Raw genomic sequence first — 22,800 nt, forward strand, 5'->3', positions numbered from 1 at the left:
TTTATATACGTCTCGCTGGGCGCACGGTGCCTGGACGTTCTGCCGGACAATCCTCCGCATCCCCTGCTGAACGTCCCATCATGGAGGACCTACATGGCGACCCGCTCGCAGACGGCGGCTGTGCTGCTCGCCGGTGCACTCGCCCTCGCCGCCTGCGGAAGCGGCGGCACGTCCCGGACCCCCGCCTCCGGCGGCGGCGGCAAGACCCTCGTCATCGACACGTCCTTCGACCTCAAGACGGCCGACCCCGGCCGCACGTACGAGCCGACCGGGCTCATCGTCGGCAAGGCGGTCTACGAGACCCTCCTCACGTTCGACGGCGCCGACGTGACCAAGCCGGTGCCCGCCCTCGCCGAGTCGTACGAGCTGGCCGAGGACGGCAGGAAGCTGACGCTGGAGCTCAGGCAGGGCGCCACCTTCGCCGACGGCTCGCCGGTGACGGCCGACGACGTGGTCTTCTCGCTGACGCGGGTGCGTGACATGAAGGGTACGCCGTCGTTCCTGCTCGACGGGGTCGAGGTGGCCAGGACCGGCGACTCCACGATCACGCTGACGTCGAAGGCGCCCAACCCGGCGCTGCCGTACATCCTGCCGAACCCGGCGCTCGGCATCATCAACAGCAAGGTCGCCAAGCAGCACGGCGCGACCGCCGACGCCCAGGACAAGGCCGAGCAGTACCTGAACGCCAACTCGGCCGGCTCGGGCCCGTACCGGATCGAGTCCTTCAACGTCAGCAGCCAGGTCGTGCTCACCTCGAACCCGAAGTACTACGGCGCCAAGCCCGCCTACGACAAGGTCGTCATCCGCAACGTCGAGGCCGCCACCCAGAAGCTGAACGTGCAGCGCGGCGACAGCCAGATCGCGCTGAACCTGTCGGGCGACCAGGTCACCGGCATGCCCTCGACCCTGCAGGTGAAGAAGACCGCCTCGGCCAACGTCATCTTCCTGCTGGCCAACCAGGACTCCGCGATCAGCAGGACCACCACGAACCCCAAGTTCGTCGAGGCGGTGCGCAAGGGCGTCGACTACGCGGGGCTGCTGGAGCTGGCCGGCGAGGGCTCGACGCAGGCGCCGGGGGTCATCCCGTCGCAGCTGCTCGGCGCGCTGCCCGCCGACCAGGGCGCCGAGCGGGACGTCGCCGGCGCCAAGGCGGCGCTGGCCGCCGGCGGGCTGTCGAACCCGACCGTGAAGCTGGAGTACCCGACCGAGCTGACCGTGAACGGCCTGTCCTTCCAGCCGCTGGCCGAACGCATCCAGGCCAACCTCAAGGAGGTCGGCATCACGGTGGACCTCCAGCCCGCGCCGGTCAGCACGGCGCTGGACAACTACCGCAACGGCAAGGAGGAGATGGGCCTGTGGTACTGGGGGCCTGACTACCCCGACCCCAGCGACTACCTGGCGTTCCTGCCGGGCAAGACGGTGGGGCTGCGGGCCGGCTGGAAGCCTGGGGCGGCCAAGGAGATCGAGGAGGCCGGGGAGAAGGCGGCCGCGGCGATCGGCGACGGCGCCCGCGAGGAGGCCTTCGCCGACGTGCAGACCAAGCTCAACGCGTCCGGGCCGTTCGTCCCGCTGATCCAGCCGAGCCAGAACATCGTGACGGCCGGGTCGGTGACGGGCCTGGACTACCACCCCGTGTGGACGGTCGACGTCGCCGACCTCGGCGTGAAGTAAGGGATCAGGCAGGTGCCCGACAAGGAGGGTCCGCCCGCCCCGCGACCGCGGCGGACCGCGCATCCGCTGGCCCGCTTCCTGATCCGGCGCCTCCTCCTGGCCGTGCTCATGGCCTGGGGGATCACGCTGGTGACGTTCGTGCTGACCAACCTGGTGCCCGGCGACCCCGTGGCCGCGAACCTCGGCCAGCGGGCGCTCGGCGACCCGGCCATCGTCGCGCAGTGGCGGGCGGAGCACGGCCTGGACAAGCCGCTGTGGCAGCAGTACCTGATCCACCTGCGGGGACTGGTGCAGGGCGACCTGGGCACCAGCCAGCAGAGCCACCGCCCGGTCGCCCAGGACCTCGCCGAGTACGTGCCCGCCACGCTGGAGCTGGCCGGCGCCGCCATCCTGGTCTCCCTGGTGCTGGGCGTGGCGTTCGGCGTGATCGCCGCCCTGCGCAGGGACCGGCTGCCCGACCACGCGCTGCGGGTGCTGAGCCTGGTCGGCATCTCCGTCCCGACGTTCTGGCTGGCGCTGGTGGCGTTCTACGTGTTCTTCTACCGGCTGCAGCTCACCCCGGGCAGCGGCCGGGTGGACGCGGCCCTCGGCTCGGCCCCGCCCGTGACGGGGCTGCAGACGGTGGACGCGCTGCTGGCCGGCCGCTGGGACATCTTCTCCTCGGCCGCCGGCCACCTGGTCACGCCCGCCCTCGTGCTGGCCCTGTACACGATCGGCCTGCTCACCCGCTTCACCCGCTCGGCGGTGCTGGAGGTGCTCGGGCAGGACTACGTGCGCGCCGCCCGCGCCAAGGGCCTCCCGGGGCGGACGATCCTCTTCCGGTACGTCCTGCGCTCGGCGCTGGTGCCCATCATCACCGTGGCGGGCCTGGCCTTCGGCAGCCTGCTGTCCGGCACCGTGCTCGTCGAGGCGATCTTCGCCTGGCCCGGCATCGGGCAGTACGCGTACAAGAGCGCCACCACGCTCGACCTGCCCGCCGTCATGGGCGTCGGCCTGGTGGTGGGCGTCGTCTACCTGGTCATCAACCTGATCGTGGACGTCCTGTACGGCGTCATCGACCCCCGAGTGAGGCTCCAGTGACACGGAACCCCCTGGCCCGCCGGGGCCTGCTCAGGCGGCTCCCCGAGGCGTGGCGGCAGCCGCTGGCCGTGGTCGGCGCCGTACTGGCCGTGGCCTGGATCGTGATCGCGCTGGCCGCGCCCGTGCTGGCGCCGCACGATCCGCTGGCCCAGGACCTGCCGCGGCTGGCCGCTCCAGGACCCGGCCACTGGTTCGGCACCGATCAGCTCGGGCGCGACATCCTGAGCCGGGTCCTGCACGGGGCGCGGGTGTCGATACCGCTGACGTTGCTGCTGGTGGCGCTGTCGGTGCTGATCGGCGGGCTGCTCGGGGCGTGTGCCGGATATTTCGGCAGGTGGGTGGATGAGACGATCATGCGGGTGGCGGACCTGGTGTTCGCGTTCCCGACCGTGATCCTGGCCATGGTGGTGGCCGCCGCCCTGGGCGCGAGCCTCGGCAACGCGGTGCTGGCCGTGCTGGTCGTGGCCTGGCCCGCCTACGCCCGGGTGACGCGCGGGCTGGTGCTGGGGGTCCGGGAGCGGGAGTTCGTGCTGAGCGGGCGGCTGCTGGGCTTCTCGGTGTGGCGGTCCCTGCGGGTGGACGTCCTGCCGAACGTGACGGGTCCCGTCCTGGTCCTGGCCACGCTCGACATCGGCACCGCCCTGCTGCTGCTGTCGGGGCTGTCGTTCCTCGGCCTGGGCGCCAAGCCGCCGTCCCCCGAGTGGGGGGCGATGGTGGCCTCGGGCGTGGAGGTGTTCGACAGCTGGTGGGTGGCGACGTTCCCGGGCCTGGCGATCTTGACCGTGGTGCTGGCGTTCAACTTCCTGGGTGACACGCTGCGGGACGCGCTCGATCCCCGGACCGCCCGCGCGATCAAGGAGCGTGCCCTTTGAGCGAGCGAACGAGCCCGCACGGCGACCTGGCCGCAGGTTCGACGGAGGAGGACCGTGACCGAGCGGAGCGAGGGAACAAATCAGCACGGCGACCTGTCGCAGGTCCGACGGAGGAGGACCGTGACCGAGCGGAGCGAGGGAACAAATCAGCACGGCGACCTGTCGCAGGTCCGACGGAGGAGGACCTGTGACGTTGGACATCAGCGGGCTGAAGGTGTCGATCGGCGGCAAGGAGATCCTGCGCGGCGTCGACCTGAAACTGGCCGCGGGCCGGGTGCACGGCCTGGCCGGGGAGAGCGGGTCGGGCAAGACCATGACCGGGCTGGCCGTGCTGGGGCTGCTGCCGCACGGCGCCCGGGCGTCGGGCACGATCCGGCTCGGTGAGCGCGACCTGCTGGCGCTGCCGGCCAAGGAGCTGAACCGGGTGCGCGGCGGCGAGGTCGCCATGGTCTTCCAGGACCCCGCGACCAGCCTGCACCCGATGCTGACCGTCGGCAGGCAGCTCACCGAGCACATGCGGCACCACCTTCGCCTGGGCAGGGCCGAGGCGAAGGAGCGGGCGGTGGAGCTGCTCGGCAAGGTGCGCATCCCCGGGCCCGCGGAGGCGTACGGGCGGTTCCCGCACCAGTTCTCCGGCGGGATGCGGCAGCGCATAGCGATCGCCGTCGCGCTGGCCTGCTCGCCGAAGGTGCTGATCGCCGACGAGCCGACGACGGCGCTGGACGTGACCGTGCAGGCGGGGGTGCTGCGGCTGCTGCGCGGGCTCTGCGACGAGCTGGGGCTGGCCGTGCTGCTGGTCACGCACGATCTGGGGGTGATGTCGGCGGTGGCGGACGAGGTGAGCGTGATGAAGAACGGCCTGGTCGTGGAGTCGGGGCCGCGCGGGCGGGTGCTGCGGGAACCGGCTCACGCCTACACCCGCGCGCTGCTCGGCTCCCTGCCCGGCGCGGGCACAGCCGAACCCGGCGAACAACCCGGCGGGCCCGCCTCCGGTCCCGTCCCGGAGGGTGAACGATGAGCCTGCTGAGCGTGGACGACCTGGTCGTCGAGCACCGCTCCCCCGGCCGTCCCGCGGTGCGCGCCGTGGCGGGGGCGAGCCTGACCGTCGGCGCCGGCGAGGTCGTCGGGCTGGTCGGCGAGTCGGGGTGCGGCAAGTCGACGCTGGCCCGCGCCGTCTGCGGGCTCAACCCGGTCACCGCCGGCTCGATCACGTTCGACGGGCAGCCGGTCACCCCGCTCGGGCTGCGGCGCAGGCGGCTCACCGGGATCCAGATGGTGTTCCAGGACCCGTACGCGTCGCTGAACCCGCGCCGCCGGGTCGGCGACCAGGTCGCCGACGGGCTGCGCACCGCGCGGGACACCGTCACCTCACCCGCCGACCTGCTCGAACGGGTCGGTCTGCCGCGCGAGTTCGCGGGCCGGCACCCGCACGAGTTCTCGGGCGGGCAGCGGCAGCGCATCGCCATCGCCAGGGCGCTGGCCGCACGGCCGCGGCTGCTGATCGGCGACGAGCCCATCTCCGCCCTGGACGCCTCCGCCCAGTCGCAGGTGGCCAGGCTGATGCGGGACCTGGCCGTGGACGCGGGCGCGGGACTGCTGTTCATCAGCCACGACCTGTCCGTGGTGCGGCTGATCGCCGACCGGATCGCCGTCATGTACCTGGGCAGGATCGTCGAGGTGGGCGACACGGCGGAGGTGTGGGCGGAGCCGCGGCACCCGTACACGAAGGCGCTGCTGCAGGCCATCCCGCAGCCGGACGGGAGGGGCGTGCTGCCCGCGGAGCTGCCCGGCGACGTGCCCGATCCGGCGAACCCGCCGCAGGGGTGCCGGTTCCATCCGCGCTGCCCGCACGTGATGGACGTGTGCCGCGGCAAGGAGCCGGACTTCGGGCCGGTGGCCTGCTGGCTGCACGAGCCGCCGCGGTGACGCCCCCACCGCGCTCCCCGCAGGACGCCGCGCCGGGCGGCGGGTCGGCGGTCAGGGCGGAGGTGGAGGACGCCCAGCTGATGAGCGGGCTGGTGAGCGGGCTGATGAGCGGGCGGATGAGCGGGCGGATGGTGGCCGTGCGGGAGGCCATGGCCGGCGCCGGGGTGGATGCCCTGGTGTTGCGGCCGTCACCGGACTTCCGGTTCCTCGGCGGCGGGAAGGGGCCGTACCTGGTGGTGACCCGCGACGCCGTCGCCGAGACCGCCGAGCCCGCCCGGCTGGTGCCGGAGGGGGCGCGGCGGGTCGGCGTGGACCCGGAGATGCGGGTGCGCGAGCTGTTCGGGCTCGCCGTCGAGGCCGAACTGGTGCCCGCCTCCGCCGTGCTGGCGCCGCTGCGGCTGCGTAAGGAGCCGTACGAGATCGAGGCCGTCGCGCGCGCGGTGGCGGCCGCGGAGGAGGTGCTGGGGCAGGCGCGGGAGCTGGCCTGGTTCGGGGCGGGTGAGCGGGCGATGGCCCGCCGGCTGCGGTCGCTGCTGGTGGAGTCGGGCTGCGAGGAGGTGCTGTCGCTGCGGGTGGCGGCGGGCGAGCACACCGCGCGGCCCGCGCACGCGCCCGGTGAGCGGGTGATCAACCCGGGCGACGCGCTGCTGGTCTCGGTGTGCGGGCGGTGGGACGGCTACTGCGCGGAGGTCGCCAGGGTGTTCGCGGTGGCGGAGCCGCCGGAGGACTTCGAGGCGATGTACTCGGTGGTGGCCGCCGCGCACCGGGCGGGCCTGTCGGTGATGCGTCCCGGTGTCCCGGTGGCCGCGGTGTCCAGGGCGGTCGGCGAGGTGATCGACGGCAGCGGGTACGGGCGGTTCGCGGCGGCGCACGCCGGGCGGGGCATCGGGCTCGGGCACGACGAGGGGCCGCGGCCGGGCGAGGACGCCGTGCTGGCGGCGGGGATGACGTTCTGCCTGGAGCCGGCCATCTACGTGCCCGACCTGTTCGGGGCACGGGTGGCGGACGTGGTGGCCTGCACGGACGGCGGGCCGCTGGCGCTGGGCACGAGCCCGCACTCCCTGACCGTTCTGGACCGGTGAGACCGCCCGCACCTCGCACACGGTCCGGTGAGGCGGTCGCGCCGGTCACAGGTGCTCGGACAGCCGGCGGGCCTCGTCCGCCCAGCCCGCCAGGTACATCAGGGCCGCGCCGCGTTCGCGGTAGCGGCGGGCGGCGACCACCGGCCTGCTCCCGCCGTAGTCGAGTTGCTCCTCCCCCGCCCGCGCCAGCATCAGCGGGGCCAGGAAGTCGTACTTGACCGCCGACGCGCAGACCGCCAGCCGTACCAGGCGCTCGTCGCCGCGCCAGCCGGACTCGCGCAGCCCCCGCAGGTAGGACCCGTAGACGGCCGCGTCGAGCTCGGGCAGCAGGGCGGCGGGGAGGAACAGGTCGAAGACGCTGTCGGGGATGTGGTTGCCGACGTCCTCCCCGAGCGCGCCGTCGCCGGTGAACGCCCAGTCGAGCAGCACGGTCTCGCCGTCGCCGTCGATGACGTTGCTGGGCCACAGGTCGAGGTGGCACAGCGTCCTCGGCAGCGCCTCCATGATCGACAGGAACTGCTCGCGGTCGCGATGCAGGCGTACCAGCTCGGCGCGCAGGCCCGGCGGGAAGTTCTCCGCGACCAGGGGGTGCCGCCAGGCCGCGTCGTCGTCGAGCAGTGCGTACGGCACCCGGTGCGTCGCGGTGTAGTCGCGCAGGAACGACCGGCTCAGCCAGGGCCGCTCCACCTCCCCCGCCGCCCCCTGCGCCAGGCCGAGCCGGAGCCCGAGGCGGGCGTGGCGGTCGACGCCCCAGGAGGTGCCGGGCGCGCCGGACACGTCCTCGGTCCACAGCGCGAGGTCGCCGTCGTCCCGCTCGACCAGGTCGAGCAGCCTCGGAGCGCGCAGGCCGGCGCCCGCCCACAGCTGCGGCAGGCCGCCGGCGTAGACGTCGGCCTCCCTGCGCCAGTAGTTCCAGTGGTGCGGGTCGTCGGAGTGCCGCCACCCGTCCGGGGCGTCCTTCCGCCGGGTCAGCACCTTGAGGACGGCCGAGCGCGAGCCCCTGCGGACCCGCCAGATGCCGCCGGTGACACCGTTCTTCGGGTTGTGCGTGAGCGGCTCCATGACGGCGTCGGCGCCGCCGAGCACCCGCGTGAACTCCTCTTCCACCCGGGAAACTCTAGACCGTGACGGCGTGAGGGCCGGGTCCCCGGCGGCCCGTCCGGTCGGGCGCGAGGTGCGGGCGAGTTTGAGTACGACGATACAGGCGGGCTCGCGCGCGCCCGCTAGGGCAGCTCGACGAAGGACCGCCGTTCTCTTGGTGGCCGGGCACGAATCCCGGCGGGCGCACCATGGCATACCGTCGCCAGTGAACGCGTCCACGAGGAGGAGCGGCAGGTTGATCGAGGTCAGGGAGCTCCACGAGATGGCGGAGTTCGAGCGGGTCAACGACCTGTTCGAGGACATCTGGCACTTCGGGCCCGGCGACCCGCCCATCACGATGGAGCTGATGCGGGCGCTGTCGCACGCGGGCGGCTACGTCGCCGGCGCCTTCGAGGGCGACCGGCTGGTGGGCGGCTCGGTCGGGTTCCTCGCCGCGGGAGGGGCGCTGCACTCGCACGTCACCGGCACGACGCGGCGCGGCGCCGGGTTCGAGCTGAAGCTGCACCAGCGCCGCTGGGCCCTGGGGCGCGGGATCGAGCGCATCACCTGGACCTACGATCCGCTCGTGCGCCGCAACGCCCACTTCAACCTGGCGAAGCTGGGCGCGCGGCCCCAGGAGTACCTTCCGCGCTTCTACGGCGTCATGGGCGACGCGATCAACCAGGGCGACGAGTCCGACCGGCTGCTCGCGGTGTGGCCGCTGACCGCGCCGCACGTGGAGGCGCTGGCCCGGCGCGAGCCCGGCGAGAGCGCGGCGCCGGAGGGCGCGGTGGTCGCGCTGGCCGACGACGGCGGCCGGCCGGTGCCGGGGCAGGCGCGGGGGCAGGCGGGGGCGGGCGCCGTGCTGGTCGCCGTTCCCGCCGACATCGAGGGGTTGCGCGGCAGCGACCCGGGAACGGCCAAGGCGTGGCGCCTCGCCGTGCGCGAGGTGCTGGGTGGCCTGATGGCGGAGGGCCGGGCGGTCACGGGGTTCTGCGGCAAGTCCTACTACGTAGTGGAGCACGCGTGAAGATCACTGGAGTTGAGCTGCGCCGGATCGCGATGCCGCTGGTGGCGCCGTTCCGCACCTCGTTCGGCACCGAGACGTCCCGCGACGTCCTGCTGGTCAGGGTCGTGACGCCGGACGCCGAGGGCTGGGGCGAGTGCGTGGCGATGTCGCAGCCGCTCTATTCCTCCGAGTACGTCGACGGCGCGGCCGAGGTGATCCGCCGTTTCCTCCTGCCCGCGTTGCCGCAGAACGTCGACGCGCAGGGCGTGGCCCGCGCCCTGGGGCCGGTCAAGGGTCACCGCATGGCCAAGGCCGCGGTGGAGACGGCCGTGCTGGACGCGCAGCTGAGGGCGGCGGGCGAGTCGTTCGGCCGGTTCCTCGGCGCGTCGCGCACCCGGGTGCCGTGCGGGGTGTCGGTCGGCATCATGGACTCGATCCCGCAGCTCCTCGACGCGGTGGCGGGCTACCTGGACGAGGGGTACGTCCGCATCAAGCTGAAGATCGAGCCCGGCTGGGACGTCGAGCCGGTCAGGGCGGTGCGCGAGCGGTTCGGCGACGACGTGCTGCTCCAGGTCGACGCGAACGCCGCCTACTCCCTGACCGACGCCCGGCGGCTGGCCCGGCTCGACGCGTTCGACCTGCTGCTGATCGAGCAGCCGCTGGCCAACGACGACCTGGTGCAGCACGCCAGGCTGGCCGGGCAGCTCGCGACGCCGATCTGCCTGGACGAGTCGATCGAGTCGGCCGAGCACGCCGCGGCGGCGATCGCGCTCGGCTCGTGCTCGATCATCAACGTCAAGCCGGGCCGGATCGGCGGCTACCTGGAGGCGCGGCGCATCCACGACCTCTGCCGGGCCAGCGGCGTGGCGGTGTGGTGCGGCGGCATGCTGGAGACCGGGCTCGGCCGGGCGGCGAACGTGGCGCTGGCGGCGCTGCCCGGGTTCACCCTGCCGGGCGACACCTCGGGGTCGCGCCGCTACTACGCGACCGACATCACCGAACCGTTCGAGCTGGCGGACGGGCATCTCGAGGTGCCGGCCGGGCCGGGTCTCGGCGTCGAGCCGATCCCGGCCGTGCTCGACGAGGTGACCACGGCCACGGAGTGGATCACCCTCTGAGGCGGGGCACCGCGGCCAGGAGGGCGCGCGTGTAGTCGTGCGCGGGCTCGCCGACGACCTGCTCGGCGGGGCCCGCCTCGACCAGCCGGCCCTGGTGCATGACGGCGACCACGTCGGCGACGTACCTGACCACGGCCAGGTTGTGCGAGATGAACAACATCGGCAGGCCCAGCTCGTCGCGGAGCCCGCGGACGAGGTTGAGCACCGCGCCCTGCACCGACACGTCGAGCGAGCTGGTGATCTCGTCGGCGACGAGCAGGCCGGGGTCGCCGCCGAGGGCGCGGGCGATCGCGACGCGCTGCCGCTGCCCGCCGGACAGCTCGCGGGGATAGCGGCCGGCCACCTCCGCGGGCAGCCGCACGAGGTCGAGCAGCCGCTTCACCTCGCTGTCGCGGTCGCGGCCCCTGATGCCCTCCGCGACCGTGTCGCCGACGGTCATGCGGGGGTTCAGCGACGCGTACGGGTCCTGGAACACCATCTGCACGCGGCGGGCGCCCTCGATGCTCCCCGTGTACGGCACGAGCCCGCAGACGGCCCTGGCCAGCGACGACTTGCCGGATCCCGACTCGCCGACGAGCCCGACGACACGGCCGTCGGGGATCTCCAGCGTGACGTCGTCGACGGCGGTGAAGCCGCCGAAGCGCACGGTCAGGTTCTTGATGATCATGAGACCTCCCAGCACGCGACCCGTCGGCGGGGACCGTGCGCGACGAGTTCCGGGCGCTGCGTGGCGCACCGCCCGGTGGCCAGGGAGCAGCGGGGGGCGAAGGCGCAGCCGGGACCGACCTGGTCGGGCGCGGGCTGCGTGCCGGGGATGCCGGCCAGCGGCTTGCTCCTGTCGGTGTCCAGGTCGGGCAGGGAGGCGATCAGCGCCCTGGTGTAGGGGTGGGCGGCCCCCTCGGCGAGCCGGTCGGCGGGCAGTTCCTCGACGACGCGGCCGGCGTACATGACGACGACGCGGTCGCACAGCTGGCCCACGACGGCGATGTCGTGCGAGATGAACAGCGTGGCCGCGCCGGTCTCCTCCACGACCTCGCGCAGCAGCCGCAGGATCTGCCGCTGCACGGTCACGTCGAGCGCGGTCGTGGGCTCGTCGGCGATGATCAGGCGGGGCGTGCCCATCAGGCCCATGGCGATCACGGCGCGCTGCCGCATGCCGCCCGACAGCTCGTGCGGGTGCTGGGCGGCGCGCCGTTCCGGCTCGGGCAGGTGCACCTGGCCGAGCCGGTCGACGGCGCGGCGGCGGGCCTCGGCCCGGCTCGCGCCCTCGTGCACGACGGCGACCTCGGCGAGCTGGCCGCCGACCCTGAGCGCGGGGTTGAGCGCGGCGAGCGGGTCCTGGAAGACCATCGCGAGCGAGGTGCCGAGCTCCTTGTCCGACAGCGTGGCGACGTCCTTGCCGCCCAGGTGCAGCCGGCTGTGGGTGACCTTCCCCGGGTAGGGGACGAGCCCGCCGACGGCGGCGGCGGTCAGGCTCTTGCCGCTGCCGGACTCGCCCACGAGCCCGACGACCTCTCCGGGCGCGACGGTCAGCGACAGGCCCCGCACGGGTGTTGCGCCTCCGGGAAAGGTGACGGTCAGGTCCCGCACGTCCAGCACGGCGCCGGGGTCCGGCTCTCCCGGCTCGGGCGGCGGCGCCGGCGGCTCCTCGGCCCTGCGTACGGTCGTGCGCGCGGCGGCCCTGGCCAGGGCGTCCCCCAGCAGGTTGAAGCCGATGCCGGCGAGCGCGACGGCGGCGGCGGGGCCGAGCGCGACCTCGGGCGTCACGTAGATCCGCGAGAACCCGTCGAACAGCAGCCGGCCCCAGTCGAACGAGGGTGGTTGCACGCCGAGCCCCAGGAACGACATGCCGGCCAGGCCGAGCAGGGCGCCGCCGAGCGCCTGGGTGAGGTTGAGGATGAGCGGCTCGGCGATGTTGGGCAGCACGTGCCGGGAGAGGATGCGGCGGCGGGGCACGCCGAGCATGCGGGCGGCGGAGACGTAGTCGGCGCCGGCGACCGTGGCGGCCAGCGTCTGGGTGAGCCGGGCGAAGCCCGGCGCGATGGCGGCGCCGATGCCGAGCACCGCGCCGCGCGCGCCGAGGCCGGCGACGACCGCGGTGAACATGGCCAGCAACAACCCGGGAAAGGCCACCAGCGCGTTGACCGTGCCGGTGGCCAGCCGGGCCGCGCGTCTGGGCAGCACGGACGGGAGCGTGCCGAGCAGGATGCCGGCGACGGCGCCGATGAGGGTGGCGGCCAGCGCCAGCGCCAGCGAGAACCGGCCCGCGACCAGCACCCTGGCCAGCAGGTCGCGGCCGAGGTTGTCGGTGCCGAGCGGGTGCTCGGCTGAGGCGCCCTGGAGGATGGCGCCGGCGTCGATGCGCTCGGCGGCCTCGCCCCAGATGATCGGGCCGGCGACGGCGAGCGCCGCCATGAGCGCGACGATCACGGCTCCGGCCACGGCGGGGCCGCTCCATCGGACGGACATCAGGACTGCTCCCTGATCTCAGAGGTGGGGTCGAGGGCGCCGAGCAGGAGGTCGACGGCCAGGTTCACGACCAGCACGATCGCGCCGTAGACGAGGATCACGCCCTGGGCGACCGGGTAGTCCTTCTGCGTGATCGACTCGACGATCTTCAGCCCCAGCCCTGGCCAGGCGAAGACGTACTCGACGAGCACGCTCCCGGCGATGAGCGAGGTCAGCAGCAGCCCGCACACGGTCAGGGTCGCGGTGAGCGTGTTGGGCAGCACGTGCCGCAGGTGCAGCCGGCGCGCGGGCAGGCGCTTGGCCCTGGCCAGGCGCACGTAGTCCTTGCCCAGCTCGCGCAGGGTCTCCACGCGGGCGATGCGGGCGATCATGGCGACGGGTCCGGCCGCGAGGGCGAGGACGGGCAGCACGTACGTGATCGGCCCGGCCTTGCCGGCGGGCGGGAACCAGCCGAGGCCGATGGCGAAGGCGGACACGAGGCCGATCGCGTACAGGAACTCGGGGACGGCCACGGCGGTGCCGGTGACGGAGCCGAAGGTCAGCTCGGAGCCGCGGTTGCGGCCGTTCTGGGTGCGGACGGCCGCCCACATGCCGAGCGGGACGCCCGCAAGCAGGGCGAGGAGGGTGGCGAGGAGGGCGAGGGCGAGGGTGTTGGGGAGCCGGGCGGCGATGACCTCGCCGACGGGCTCGCTGGTGATGAACGAAGTCCCGAAATTTCCTGACAGGACGTTGGTCGCGTAGGTCACGAACTGCTCCGGGAGCGGGCGGTCGAGGCCGAGCGCCGCCCTGCGCGCCTCCACCAGCTCCACCGGCGCCGTCGGCCCGAGCGCCGTGCGCACGGGATCGCCGGGGATGAGGTGGATCATCGCGAAGGAGGCGGCCAGCAGCACGGCCAGCGACACGGCGAACCGCACCGCCCGCCGCACCGCGACCCGAGCCCTGCGCCGCCCGGCCCCTTTCCCGGCCGCCTCGGGTGCGCGGCCCGGAGGAGGGCCGGGCGGGGAGAGCGGCGGGTCGGTGACGGTCCCGGGCGTCTCGAGACCGCTGGTGTCGCGCACTCAGCCTCCCTGGGTGAGCCTGATCGAGGTGGGCACGAACTCTCCCGCCTGCATGTCGTACGTCGCCCCCTTGGCCGCGTGCAGCACCGTGTTCTCCACCACCGGCACCAGGTCGGCGGCCTCGAACAGGGCGGACTCCGCCTCGAGCCATTGGCCGCAGCCCTCGGCCGACGGCAGCTGCCCGGCCTCGGCGATGAGCGACTCGTAGCGCTTGTTGTCCAGGTGGGCGAAGTTGGCCCCCTTGGGCGCGGCCGGGCCGGACAGGAAGCCGATGAGCTGGGAGGGCAGGGTGACCCCGATCGGGAGCCAGACGACGTCCCAGTCCTGCGTGGCGTTGAGCGACTCCGACAGCTTGGCGTCGATGATGCCGTTCAGCTTCACCTCGGCGCCCGCCTTGCGCCAGGCCTGGCCCAGATACTCGACCGCGGCCTGCACCCCGGCCCCGCGCGTGGTGGCGTACATCACCCGCAGCGTCAGCCGCTTGCCGTCCTTGACCCGGACCCCGTCGGGCCCCGCCTTCCAGCCGGCCGCGTCCAGGGCGGCCGCGGCGGCCGCGGCGTCGTGGGCGGGGACGTGCCCGGTGACCGAGTCGCCCTTGCAGGGACGCGGCTCCATGACGAGCCCCGTGGCCGGCCTGCCGGTGCCGCTGGAGGCGATGCCGGCCAGCTCCTTGAGGTTGACGGCCTGGGTGAGCGCCCTGCGCACGTCCGGGTCGTGCGCGGGCCTGTCGTCGCCCTGGTGGTAGAAGTACTGGCCGTTGGTGAAGGGGACGACCTTCTTGACCACGCCCGGTGTGGCCTCCAGGCGGGCCCGGTCGGGGCCGTAGACGGTCGCGCCGTTGATGGTGCCCGAGACGAGCAGGTTGGCGGCGGTCTGCTCGTTCGGCACGACCTTGAGCACGACGGTCTCGGGCAGGTCGGCGGCCGTCGCGCCACCCGGGCCCCAGGCGTACTCCCTGCGCACCTTGAACGTGTAGTGGTCGCTGGGCACCGCCTCGGTCAGCCGGTACGGGCCGGAGCCGGAGGTCCCGCGGGCCAGCAGCGAGCGGTCCTTGACGCCCTTGCCGCACACGATGAACAGCGACCGGGCGCTCTCCAGGATGAAGCTGAACGGCTCCGGCATGGACAACGTCACCGTGCCCGCCGCGTCGTCCGCGGCGGCCTTCATCCCGGTGGGCACCAGCACGCCGTAGATGGGCGACTTCGTGGCGGGGTCGGTGATGTGGTTGACGCTGTCGGCGACGTCGGAGGCGGTCAGCGGGGAGCCGTCGGAGCAGGTGACGCCCTTGCGCAGGGTGAACGTGGCGCTGTCGGGCTCGACCTCCCACTTCTCGGCCAGTCTGGGCACGATCTTGCCGTCGTCGGAGGCGGTGACGAGCGTGTCGTACGCGAGCGAGAGCGTGGTGTTCGTGATGGAGAGCACGCCCATGGCGGGGTCGAGGCCGCCGGGGTCGGCCGAGATGGCGTAGGTGAACGTGCCGTCCCTGACCGGCGCGCCGGCACCGGCGCCGTCACCGGCACCGTCACTGGCACCGCCGGTTCCTCCGCAGGCGGCCGCGAGCAGGGCGAGCGAGGTGAGAGCCGCAGCTGCCGGTTTTCTCATGGGGACTCCCGTCGGGCGTGGGGGGTGTGCACCACCTTCGTCCCTCGCCGGGCCCGGTGCTTCGTGCCGGGTGACGAAAAAGCCGGGCGGCCTCGTGCTAGCGGCCGAAGATCCGCATCTGCAACATCACCGTGAGCCGGGCGTCGGGGTCCGACAGGTCGAGGCCGCTGATCTCGACGAGACGCTTGAGCCGGTAGCGGAAGGTGTTGGCGTGCACGTGGACCCGGGCGCAGGCGGCGTTGACGTCGCCGAACGCGTCCAGGTACGCCCGCAGCGTGGCGGTCAGCTCGGTGCCGTGCTCCGCGTCGTGGTCGAGCAGCCGCTGGTAGGGGCCGGTGGGCGTCTGCTCCTCCGCGGCGGCCACGTCGGCGACCTGGAGGAGCAGCGCTTCGAAGTGCACGGAGGTGTATCCGGCGACCTGGCCGGTGACGCCGCGGGCGCGCAGCACGCGCAGCGCGCGGTCGGCGTCCGCGCGCGACCTGGCGACGTGCGCCAGGTTGGGCGCCAGGCGGCCCGCGCCGATGTTGGCGGCGTGCCGGGGCCCGACCCTGGCCAGGAAGCTCTCGGCCACGCGTACGGCCCGGGCCTCCTCCCCGCTGCTGTCGGACCCGCCCGGCTGCAGGGGCAGCACCGCGTACGCGACGGAGCCGACGAGCGCGGCGGCGGCCTTGGGATGGATGGCGCCGACGTGCAGCGCGAGCGCGTCGCAGAAGCGCTGCCGGTCGCTCTCGCCGCGTGCCGGGTCGGCGGCGGAGTCGCCGGTCAGCTGGGCGGCCAGCACGCACAGGCGGGTGGTGGCGATGCCGAGCCGTTCGGCCGCCTCGGCCGCGTCGGTGCCGCCGGCCAGCACGGTGGACAGCAGGTCGGCGCGGAGCCGCCGCCGGGTGTCGGCCCCGGCCCGCTCGCGCAGCAGCTGCAGCGCCACGATCTTGGCGGCGTCGGCGAGCGCGCGCTGCCGCTGCTCGCTGAGCGGCTCGTGCACGGCCACCCAGATGGACCCGAGGATCTCGTCGCCGGTGCGGACCGCGACGGCGACCCGGTTGATGACGTTCTCGTCGTCGAGCTCCATGTAGACGGGCTCGCGGCTCTGGTAGAGCTGCTTGAAGAAGCCGCGTTCGTCGAGCATGCGCAGGTAGCGGTCGGGGACCTGGCGGCCGAGCACGGTCTCGACGCGGCCCTGGTCGGCCTCCTCCTGGCGGCCGGAGTAGGCGAGCACCCGCGACGACCTGTCCTCGATCGTGACGGGCGCGTCCAGCAGCGCGCAGACGGCGTTGGCCAGGGAGAACAGGTCGTCCGGCGGTCCCTCCCCCGGCTCGGCCAGGTCGCCCTCGGCCAGCAGCGAGCGCAGCAGCGCGGCCACCTGCGACCAGGAGGCCGCCCTGGTGAGCCCGAGCACGGCCACGCCGGTCTCCAGCACCACGGCCCGCACCCGCTCGTCCACGTCGACGGGCAGCTTGACGACGACGCCGGCGGCCTGCCCGGCCCGCTCGATCAGGGCGCAGATGTCGTCCGCGCGCTGGACGCCGACGGCCAGCAGGATCCCGCCGGGCGGGACGATCAGCTCGTCGAGCGGGTCGTAGACGTGCACGCCGGTGACCTCGGTGTCGAGGTCACCGGGTGACGCGGCGACGTCGAGCAGCGTGGTGCCGAGATCCTGGAGGATGCGCCCGAGACTGGCACGCGGACGATTCCTCATCCGATCACGATAATCCACGAAAACGGAGTTCACCCGGGCACGCCGCGCGCGCGGGCCGCCTCGCCCGGCCCGTCCCGCAGGTCCATGCCGCCCCTCAGCCGGTCTTCGGGGTGGCGCGGGCGCCCATGTGCACGTACGGGGAGCCGTCGGGCAGCTCGTAGAACACGACGGACGTCCAGTCGGGCGAGCCGGCCATCCGGCAGACGAACGTGACGTCGTCCACGGGCACCAGCTCGCACTCCTCCGGCTCCTTCTGCAGGGCGGCCAGCGCTCCCGTGGCCTCGTACCGCAGCCAGGGCCTTCCGCCGCGCGACGACACCGTGATGCGGGCGCCCACCCGCTCGTAGACGCCGGTGTGGCGGGAGGCGTCCCCGCCCACGTCCACGTCCGCGTCCTGCTCGGGCGGCTCCGGCTGCCGGGGCACGGTGAGGCCGTCGAGCTCGGCGAACAGCTCCGCGGCCACGGCGCGGGCGAAGGGGCCCGAGTGGCCGCCGTTGGCGGTGACGCACGCGATGGTGCCGGTGCCGGGCACGGCCCAGAGCATGGCGTGCTGGCCGATGGTGTTGCCGCCGTGGGAGATGACGCGTTGCCCGTCCCACTCGTCCAGGATCCAGCCGATGCCCCATTGCTTGCCGAGGGTGTGCGGGTTGGGGATGTCGATCTGCGGCTCCCACATGGCCCGCGGGTCGTCGAGCAGCCCGCCCTTCCCGGCCGTGCGCAGGTGGGCCTGGGCGAAGGCGACCACGTCGGCGGGGCGGGCGCAGATCAGCCCGGCCGGACCGGCCGAGCGCATGAGCCCCCACGCCGGAGCCGGCGCCCCGCCGTCCACGTGGCCCATCGCGGCGCGGAAGCGCAGCACGTCCTCGGGCAGGGTCCAGGTGTGGGTGAGGCCGAGCGGCTCGACGATCTCCTTCCTGAGCGCGTCGTCCCAGCGGTCGCCGGTCAGCCGCTCCACGACGCGGCCCGCGATGACGAACCCGGAGTTGCAGTAGGACTGGGTGACGCCGAGCGGGTGGTTCTGGGTCAGGTCGGCGCACGCCTCGACGTACTTCTCGACGCAGTCGTCACCGCGGCCGGTGTCGAGGAACAGGTCGCCGTCGATGCCGCTGGTGTGGGAGAGCAGGTGCCTGATGGTGACGGTCTTGGCGACCTCGGCGTCGGCGACCTTGAACTCCGGCAGCACCTCCGCCACCGCCGTGTCCAGCGTCAGGCGGCCCCGCTCGATCAGCCGCATGAGCAGGGTGGCGGTCCACACCTTGGTGACCGAGCCGATCTGGTAGAGCGCGTCCGGGGTCGCCTCGACGCCGGTGGCGGTGTTGAGCGTGCCCGCGGCGAACTCGTGCAGCTCTCCCTCGTGCAGGTACGCCAGCGCCGCGCCGGGCACCTCGTACTGGGCGATCAGCTCGGGGAGCCGCTGACCCATTGCTCCAGCCACGTGATGATCCTTTCGTTGTAGTCGTACCGGTGTGAGGGCCGGCCGTTCAGGATGAACAGGTGGCTGGCGCCGGGATAGCGCACCAGCCGCACGGGCACGCGCCGCTCGCGCAGCGCGGCGAACCACTGCTCCGACTGGCCGACCGGGCAGCGGTCGTCGCTCTCGCCGTGCAGGAGGAGCGTGGGCGTGCCGACCTCGGACACGTACGTGATCGGCGACTGGGCGGCGAGGTCACCGGCCCATTCGTGCACCTTCATCACGTGGCCGAGGTCCGAGGTGCCGGCCAGGCTGGTCAGGTCGCTCACGCACCCGCCCGGGATCGCGGCCTTGAAGCGGCCGGTGTGGCTCGTCAGCCAGCACGTCATGTAGCCGCCGTAGCTGTAGCCGGTGACGGCCAGCCGGTCGGGGTCGGCGACGTTCTCCTCGATCAGAGCGTCGACGGCGGCGAGGAAGTCCTGGGCGTCGGCCAGCCCCCACGCGCCGACGGCGGCGGTGTAGAAGTCCTCGCCGTAACCGTCGCTGGCGCGCGGGTTGAGCGCGAGCACCGTCCAGCCCCTGGCCGCGAGGGCCTGGTGGTAGAGGTGGAAGCCGTCGAGCACGGGGGCCCAGGCGTTGTGCGGGCCGCCGTGCACGTCGAGCAGCAGCGGGCCGGGGGTGGCGGCGTTCTCGTCCCGGAGCACGAAACCCTCGACGAGGGTGCCGTCGGGGGCGGTGAACGTGCGGCGGGCCGGCGTGAACAGGTCGACGCCGTCGAGCGCGTGGTCGGTGAGCCGCTCCGGGGTCTCCCCCGGCCGGCCGAGGTAGACGTCGCCGGCGCTGTGCGGGGTCGCGGCCACGTACGCGATCCGGCCGGCCGCCACGCTCGCCCCCGACACGCTCGCCTCCTCGGGCACCAGTCGCTCGCCGGTGGCGCGGTAGAGGTGGGAGCTGCCGCGGTCGCGCACGCAGAACATCAGGTCGTCGCCGTCATCGGTGAGCGGCGCGGGGGCCGCGCCGGGGTAACCGGGGGCGCCGGTCATGACGTTGCGGTCCAGCCCCGTCTCGATCTCCTCGGGACGACCGCCGGGGACGAGCGTGAAGAGCCGCACGTGCCCGACGGGGCCGCCTTTCATGCCGGTGACGACCAGCCGCTCGCCCAGCCACCACACGCCGGTGCAGATGAGCTCGGGACCGGTCAGCCGCCGCGGCTCCCCGCAGGTCCCCCCGCCGGCTTCCCCATCGGGTCCCCTGCCGACCTCCACGGTGTGGACGGCGCCGCGCACGTCGAGGTCGCGATCGGACTCCATGGCCGCGACGAACGCCAGCGTCCCGTCCGGACCCCACGACGGCTCCCCAGCGGAGAAGTCGCCCTCGGTGACCTGGGTCGTCTCCCCGCTCGCCACGTCCACCACGAACAGGTGCGCGCTCATCCCGCGCAGCAGCCCCGTGCCATCCGACTTGTACTCCAGCCGGTCGGTCACCACGGGCGCGTCCGGATCGGGGGCCTGCCTGCCGGGCCCCACCGGAGCGCTGAACGCGATGCGGGTGCCGTCCGGCGACCACCGCGGCGCCCCCGCTCCCAGCGCCGCCGAGGTGAGCGGGGCCGGCTCGCCGCCGTCCATGGGGAGCAGGTGGATCTGCGGCCTGCCGTCCACGGGCCGCAGGAACGCCAGCGTCCGCCCGTCCGGCGACCACCGGGCCGCGCTCCCGCCGGCCAGCCTGCGCGGCGCGGCGCCGGGCGCGGCGAGCCAGATCTCCGTACGGTTCTCGTCGGCGTCCCGGTCGACGGTGGTCAGCGTGTACGCGACCGCGCCGCCGTCGGGGCGCAGGCAGGGATCGGAGGGAACGGCGAAGCGGTAGAGATCATCCAGGGTGAGTCGCGCCATATCCGAACCGTAGAGCAGCACCCTTCCCCCTTCTTCGGCCTATCCGACGAACGGCGGGGGTTCCGTTGTGCCCGGGCCCAACCAGCAGAGAGGTGGCCACATCCCTCCACCAAGGCAACGACGACATGCTCGTGCCGCGGCCTCATCATGCCTCCATGGAAATGGCCGACGCATCCGGCCCGGCCGACGGCGCGTCCTCCACTGACTCCGACGCCCTGCGGATCAGGTCGGAGCGCAACCGTTGGGACTTGCACACCCTCGACGGCCAGTTGCCGGAACGGTGGCCGAACCACCCGCACGTGGAGGCGGTCCACGAGGTGCTGGCTGAGTGGCCGGGGAAGAAAAGCGGCACAGGACGGACCCCTGTCCCGGTGGTCAGGTCGGTGCGGCGTACGTTCGCCGGCCGGACGGCCACCGGTCGGTGCTCACCCGCCAACGGAATCATTCACACCACTCAGCCGGCTGAAGAATCGAATGGAACGCCGATGTGTGCGGATCTTGCCCATTCGTCGTCAATCGCAGCACGGCACAGTGCTTCGGCGGTGATCAATGTGGCGAGACCCCAACTGTTGTCCCACGTTTCCCGGCCGGCTGGGGTGGCGGTGATCCATCGCTCGACACTGGCGAGATCGGGAACTGGATCCCAGTCCCGATCCATCGCGTCGAACTCGACGACGAGGCCGGTTTCCGTGCGGTAAGAGACTAACGGTGGGACGTCGTCGATCCATTGAATACTCAGACAAGGACCGTACTGCGCCAGGGCGGGAAGAGCTGCGCGGGTGGTGGGATCAACGCTGTAGTCCATGATGACGGCGCCGTTGCCGAGGCGCCCGATGAGCATGCGGAGGCCCCAATCACCGAAGTATGCCCGCTGAGCGCTCTCGGGCGAGATGCCATAGGCCGCCAGAACATCATCGATCTTGGTGGCGGAACACCAAGTCAAGACGACGACGTCCGAAGTGTGCTGACTAAACCACTCCAGATAAGCAGAATCGATCATAGATGTACCTCTTGGTTGACAGCACTCCGCCGGCGACCACGCCTTGAAAAAACCGTACGAAGTAGGACGATATACACCATTTGATCATTTGCGCGCACAGCACTATCGGCAAGCGATTCCAGCGCGCTGATCGAGCAAGTGCACGCGATCTCCCTGGCATTGTGCCCGAGCGCGACAGTAAGGACCCGGATGGCCCCGTGCTGGTGTTCAACCACCGGGAGTGGAAGGCGTTCCTTGACGGCGTGAACAAGAACGAGTTCGGCCTGCCCTGAGCCTGAGCATGGCCCCGGAGTCAGTCCGGACCTGAACACCTGTGACGCTTTCCCCTGTCCCGTGCCGTCCAGGAGCGGCCGCTGCGCGCCCACGACAGCCGGACACGGCGCACGGGAATAATGTGTTGCGTTGCCGTGCTGATCCACGCACTATGTTCCGCATGTTCCCGCGCGCTCACCTGACGACGCCCGCCCTGCCGGCGGGCGCGTTCGAGCGTGCCTGCGACGGCCTGGAGCGCTGACCTCTTCCCGTTCGTCCTGAAGTGACCCGGCGGGGGGAGGTCGACCGGCCCTGACGGGTCACGAAGCTCGGGAGTCTCAAGAGAGGGAATCATGGCCAAGCAGGCCTATGTGCGCAACAAGCCGCACCTCAACATCGGCACGATGGGCCACGTCGACCACGGCAAGACCACGCTGACCGCGGCGATCACCAAGGTGCTCGCCGCGCGGGGGCAGGCGACGTTCACGCCGTTCGAGCGGATCGACAGGACCCCGGAGGAGGCCTCCAGGGGGATCACGATCAACATCTCGCACGTCGAGTACGAGACCGCCACCAGGCACTACGCGCACGTGGACATGCCGGGGCACGCCGACTACGTGAAGAACATGATCACGGGGGCGGCGCAGCTCGACGGCGCGATTCTCGTCGTGTCCGCGCACGACGGGATCATGCCGCAGACCAGGGAGCACGTGCTGCTCGCCAGGCGGGTCGGCGTCGAGCACCTGGTGGTGGCCGTCAACAAGGCCGACGGCGCCGACCCGGAGCTGCTCGACCTGGTGGAGCTGGAGCTGCAGGACCTGCTCACCGGGCAGGGCTACGACGGCGTCCCGATGGTGCGGGTGTCCGGGCTGCGGGCGCTGGAGGGCGACCCGGTCTGGACGGCTTCGGTCGACGCGCTGCTCACGGCGGTGGACGAGCACATCCCCGTGCCGGTGCGCTACGTCGACGCGCCGTTCCTCATGCCGGTGGAGAACGTGCTGACGGTCACCGGCCGCGGCACGGTCGTCACCGGAGCCATCGAGCGTGGCGCGGTGCGCGTCGGCGACGCGGTGGACGCCGTCGGGTTCGGCGAGGGGTTCGGCGCCGTCGTCACGGGCGTGGAGACGTTCGGCAAGACGATGGAGCGGGGCGAGGCCGGCGACAACGCCGCCGTGCTGCTGCGCGGCGTGCGCCGCGAGCAGGTGCGGCGGGGGATGGTGCTGGCCGCGCCGGGCACCCAGCGGGCCCGCTCGTCGTTCACCGCCCGCGTCTACCTCCTGACCGCGGAGGAGGGCGGGCGGCGCAGGCCGGTCGTGTCCGGGTACCGGCCGCAGTTCTACGTGCGCACGACCGACGTGCCCGGCGAGCTGGCGCTGCCCGAGCCGGCGCAGCCGGGCGACACGGTGGAGGTGGCGGTGGAGCTGGGCAAGGCGGTGGCGCTGGAGCCCGGGCTCGGCTTCGCGATCCGCGAGGGCGGGCTGACGGTCGGCGCGGGCACGATCCTCACCGTGCCTGACTGACGATCCCGCTCCGGACCGGTCAGCCTGGTCAGGCTCGGCCGGTCCGGACGGTCTCGCGGGTGCGC

Annotated in this window: 19 protein-coding genes; 10 read left to right on the forward strand and 9 right to left on the reverse strand. The window is 73.0% G+C overall.

All coding sequences use genetic code 11. The annotated features are described in order from the left end of the window. Positions 1–93 precede the first annotated feature (93 nt). The 6 genes from ACZ6SA_RS28540 to ACZ6SA_RS28565 all read left to right on the forward strand — a co-directional run bounded on the left by ACZ6SA_RS28540 (position 94) and on the right by ACZ6SA_RS28565 (position 6,631). On the forward strand, positions 94–1,671 hold the full coding sequence (locus ACZ6SA_RS28540) for an ABC transporter substrate-binding protein (RefSeq protein ID WP_347644922.1): 1,578 nt from the start codon (positions 94–96) through the stop codon (positions 1,669–1,671). 12 nt (positions 1,672–1,683) lie between these two features. Continuing rightward, a complete protein-coding gene (locus ACZ6SA_RS28545) occupies positions 1,684–2,751 on the forward strand; it encodes an ABC transporter permease (protein ID WP_347644921.1) in 1,068 nt (355 codons plus the stop codon). Then, positions 2,748–3,623, forward strand: coding sequence for an ABC transporter permease (locus ACZ6SA_RS28550; RefSeq protein ID WP_465831516.1), 876 nt, complete (start codon positions 2,748–2,750; stop codon positions 3,621–3,623). Before ACZ6SA_RS28545 ends, ACZ6SA_RS28550 begins: the two co-directional genes overlap by 4 nt. A gap of 187 nt (positions 3,624–3,810) precedes the next feature. Next, positions 3,811–4,641, forward strand: a complete 831-nt coding sequence (locus ACZ6SA_RS28555; protein WP_465831518.1) for an ABC transporter ATP-binding protein — start codon at positions 3,811–3,813, stop codon at positions 4,639–4,641. Then, positions 4,638–5,549 (forward strand): ABC transporter ATP-binding protein, encoded by a 912-nt coding sequence (locus ACZ6SA_RS28560; RefSeq protein ID WP_347644919.1) that lies wholly within the window; start codon positions 4,638–4,640, stop codon positions 5,547–5,549. The genes ACZ6SA_RS28555 and ACZ6SA_RS28560 overlap by 4 nt, the downstream gene beginning before the upstream one ends. Next, positions 5,546–6,631, forward strand: coding sequence for a M24 family metallopeptidase (locus ACZ6SA_RS28565; RefSeq protein WP_465831521.1), 1,086 nt, complete (start codon positions 5,546–5,548; stop codon positions 6,629–6,631). The genes ACZ6SA_RS28560 and ACZ6SA_RS28565 overlap by 4 nt, the downstream gene beginning before the upstream one ends. Before the next feature lie 45 nt (positions 6,632–6,676). On the opposite strand, the gene ACZ6SA_RS28570 is transcribed toward ACZ6SA_RS28565, so the two are convergent. Continuing rightward, the gene (locus ACZ6SA_RS28570; RefSeq protein WP_465831523.1) at positions 6,677–7,738 is read right to left on the reverse strand and encodes an aminoglycoside phosphotransferase family protein; all 1,062 of its coding nucleotides are present in this window, start codon (positions 7,736–7,738) and stop codon (positions 6,677–6,679) included. Between the two features lie 229 nt (positions 7,739–7,967). On the opposite strand from ACZ6SA_RS28570, the gene ACZ6SA_RS28575 reads away from it, so the two are divergent. Together ACZ6SA_RS28575 and menC are read left to right on the forward strand one after the other, a co-directional pair. Further along, complete coding sequence (locus ACZ6SA_RS28575) at positions 7,968–8,741, forward strand: GNAT family N-acetyltransferase (RefSeq protein WP_347644916.1); 774 nt, start codon at positions 7,968–7,970, stop codon at positions 8,739–8,741. Then, entirely contained in the window at positions 8,738–9,838 is a 1,101-nt protein-coding gene (gene menC, locus ACZ6SA_RS28580) for an o-succinylbenzoate synthase (protein ID WP_465831525.1), read from the forward strand. The genes ACZ6SA_RS28575 and menC overlap by 4 nt, the downstream gene beginning before the upstream one ends. Here the strand turns inward: menC and ACZ6SA_RS28585 are convergent. From ACZ6SA_RS28585 to ACZ6SA_RS28620, 8 genes are all read right to left on the reverse strand, one after another. Further along, positions 9,828–10,505 carry an ABC transporter ATP-binding protein gene (locus ACZ6SA_RS28585; protein ID WP_347644914.1) on the reverse strand — a complete coding sequence of 226 codons (678 nt, stop codon included), beginning with the start codon at positions 10,503–10,505 and terminating at the stop codon, positions 9,828–9,830. The two genes, menC and ACZ6SA_RS28585, sit on opposite strands and share 11 nt — an antisense overlap. Continuing rightward, positions 10,502–12,307, reverse strand: coding sequence for a dipeptide/oligopeptide/nickel ABC transporter permease/ATP-binding protein (locus tag ACZ6SA_RS28590; RefSeq protein ID WP_465831528.1), 1,806 nt, complete (start codon positions 12,305–12,307; stop codon positions 10,502–10,504). Before ACZ6SA_RS28590 ends, ACZ6SA_RS28585 begins: the two co-directional genes overlap by 4 nt. Then, the gene (locus ACZ6SA_RS28595; RefSeq protein WP_347644912.1) at positions 12,307–13,365 is read right to left on the reverse strand and encodes an ABC transporter permease; all 1,059 of its coding nucleotides are present in this window, start codon (positions 13,363–13,365) and stop codon (positions 12,307–12,309) included. The genes ACZ6SA_RS28590 and ACZ6SA_RS28595 overlap by 1 nt, the downstream gene beginning before the upstream one ends. Next, positions 13,366–14,967, reverse strand: coding sequence for an ABC transporter substrate-binding protein (locus ACZ6SA_RS28600; protein WP_465831531.1), 1,602 nt, complete (start codon positions 14,965–14,967; stop codon positions 13,366–13,368). It abuts the gene before it with no gap. Positions 14,968–15,064: 97 nt separating this feature from the next. Beyond that, positions 15,065–16,663 carry a PucR family transcriptional regulator gene (locus tag ACZ6SA_RS28605; RefSeq protein ID WP_347644910.1) on the reverse strand — a complete coding sequence of 533 codons (1,599 nt, stop codon included), beginning with the start codon at positions 16,661–16,663 and terminating at the stop codon, positions 15,065–15,067. 94 nt (positions 16,664–16,757) lie between these two features. After that, entirely contained in the window at positions 16,758–18,098 is a 1,341-nt protein-coding gene (locus tag ACZ6SA_RS28610; RefSeq protein WP_465831533.1) for a serine hydrolase domain-containing protein, read from the reverse strand. Then, positions 18,062–19,963: a S9 family peptidase gene (locus tag ACZ6SA_RS28615; protein WP_465831535.1), complete on the reverse strand. Its 1,902-nt coding sequence runs from the start codon at positions 19,961–19,963 to the stop codon at positions 18,062–18,064. Before ACZ6SA_RS28615 ends, ACZ6SA_RS28610 begins: the two co-directional genes overlap by 37 nt. A 454-nt stretch (positions 19,964–20,417) precedes the next feature. Beyond that, on the reverse strand, positions 20,418–20,963 hold the full coding sequence (locus ACZ6SA_RS28620) for a hypothetical protein (RefSeq protein ID WP_465831538.1): 546 nt from the start codon (positions 20,961–20,963) through the stop codon (positions 20,418–20,420). Positions 20,964–21,124: 161 nt separating this feature from the next. On the opposite strand from ACZ6SA_RS28620, the gene ACZ6SA_RS28625 reads away from it, so the two are divergent. After that, on the forward strand, positions 21,125–21,235 hold the full coding sequence (locus tag ACZ6SA_RS28625) for a DUF397 domain-containing protein (RefSeq protein ID WP_465831540.1): 111 nt from the start codon (positions 21,125–21,127) through the stop codon (positions 21,233–21,235). Positions 21,236–21,568: 333 nt separating this feature from the next. Beyond that, on the forward strand, positions 21,569–22,735 hold the full coding sequence (gene tuf / locus ACZ6SA_RS28630) for an elongation factor Tu (RefSeq protein WP_347644905.1): 1,167 nt from the start codon (positions 21,569–21,571) through the stop codon (positions 22,733–22,735). The last annotated feature ends 65 nt before the right edge of the window (positions 22,736–22,800 follow it).

The organism is Nonomuraea sp. NPDC049378 (assembly GCF_055586745.1).

Bases quoted from the DNA above. Each gene is read 5' to 3' on its own strand.
- ACZ6SA_RS28540 (WP_347644922.1), top strand. From the start codon at position 94: ATGGCGACCCGCTCGCAGACGGCGGCTGTGCTGCTCGCCGGTGCACTC.
- ACZ6SA_RS28560 (WP_347644919.1), top strand. From the start codon at position 4,638: ATGAGCCTGCTGAGCGTGGACGACCTGGTCGTCGAGCACCGCTCCCCC.
- ACZ6SA_RS28585 (WP_347644914.1), bottom strand. From the start codon at position 10,505: ATGATCATCAAGAACCTGACCGTGCGCTTCGGCGGCTTCACCGCCGTC.
- ACZ6SA_RS28590 (WP_465831528.1), bottom strand. From the start codon at position 12,307: ATGTCCGTCCGATGGAGCGGCCCCGCCGTGGCCGGAGCCGTGATCGTC.
- ACZ6SA_RS28600 (WP_465831531.1), bottom strand. From the start codon at position 14,967: ATGAGAAAACCGGCAGCTGCGGCTCTCACCTCGCTCGCCCTGCTCGCG.
- ACZ6SA_RS28605 (WP_347644910.1), bottom strand. From the start codon at position 16,663: ATGAGGAATCGTCCGCGTGCCAGTCTCGGGCGCATCCTCCAGGATCTC.
- ACZ6SA_RS28615 (WP_465831535.1), bottom strand. From the start codon at position 19,963: ATGGCGCGACTCACCCTGGATGATCTCTACCGCTTCGCCGTTCCCTCC.
- ACZ6SA_RS28620 (WP_465831538.1), bottom strand. From the start codon at position 20,963: ATGATCGATTCTGCTTATCTGGAGTGGTTTAGTCAGCACACTTCGGAC.
- tuf (WP_347644905.1), top strand. From the start codon at position 21,569: ATGGCCAAGCAGGCCTATGTGCGCAACAAGCCGCACCTCAACATCGGC.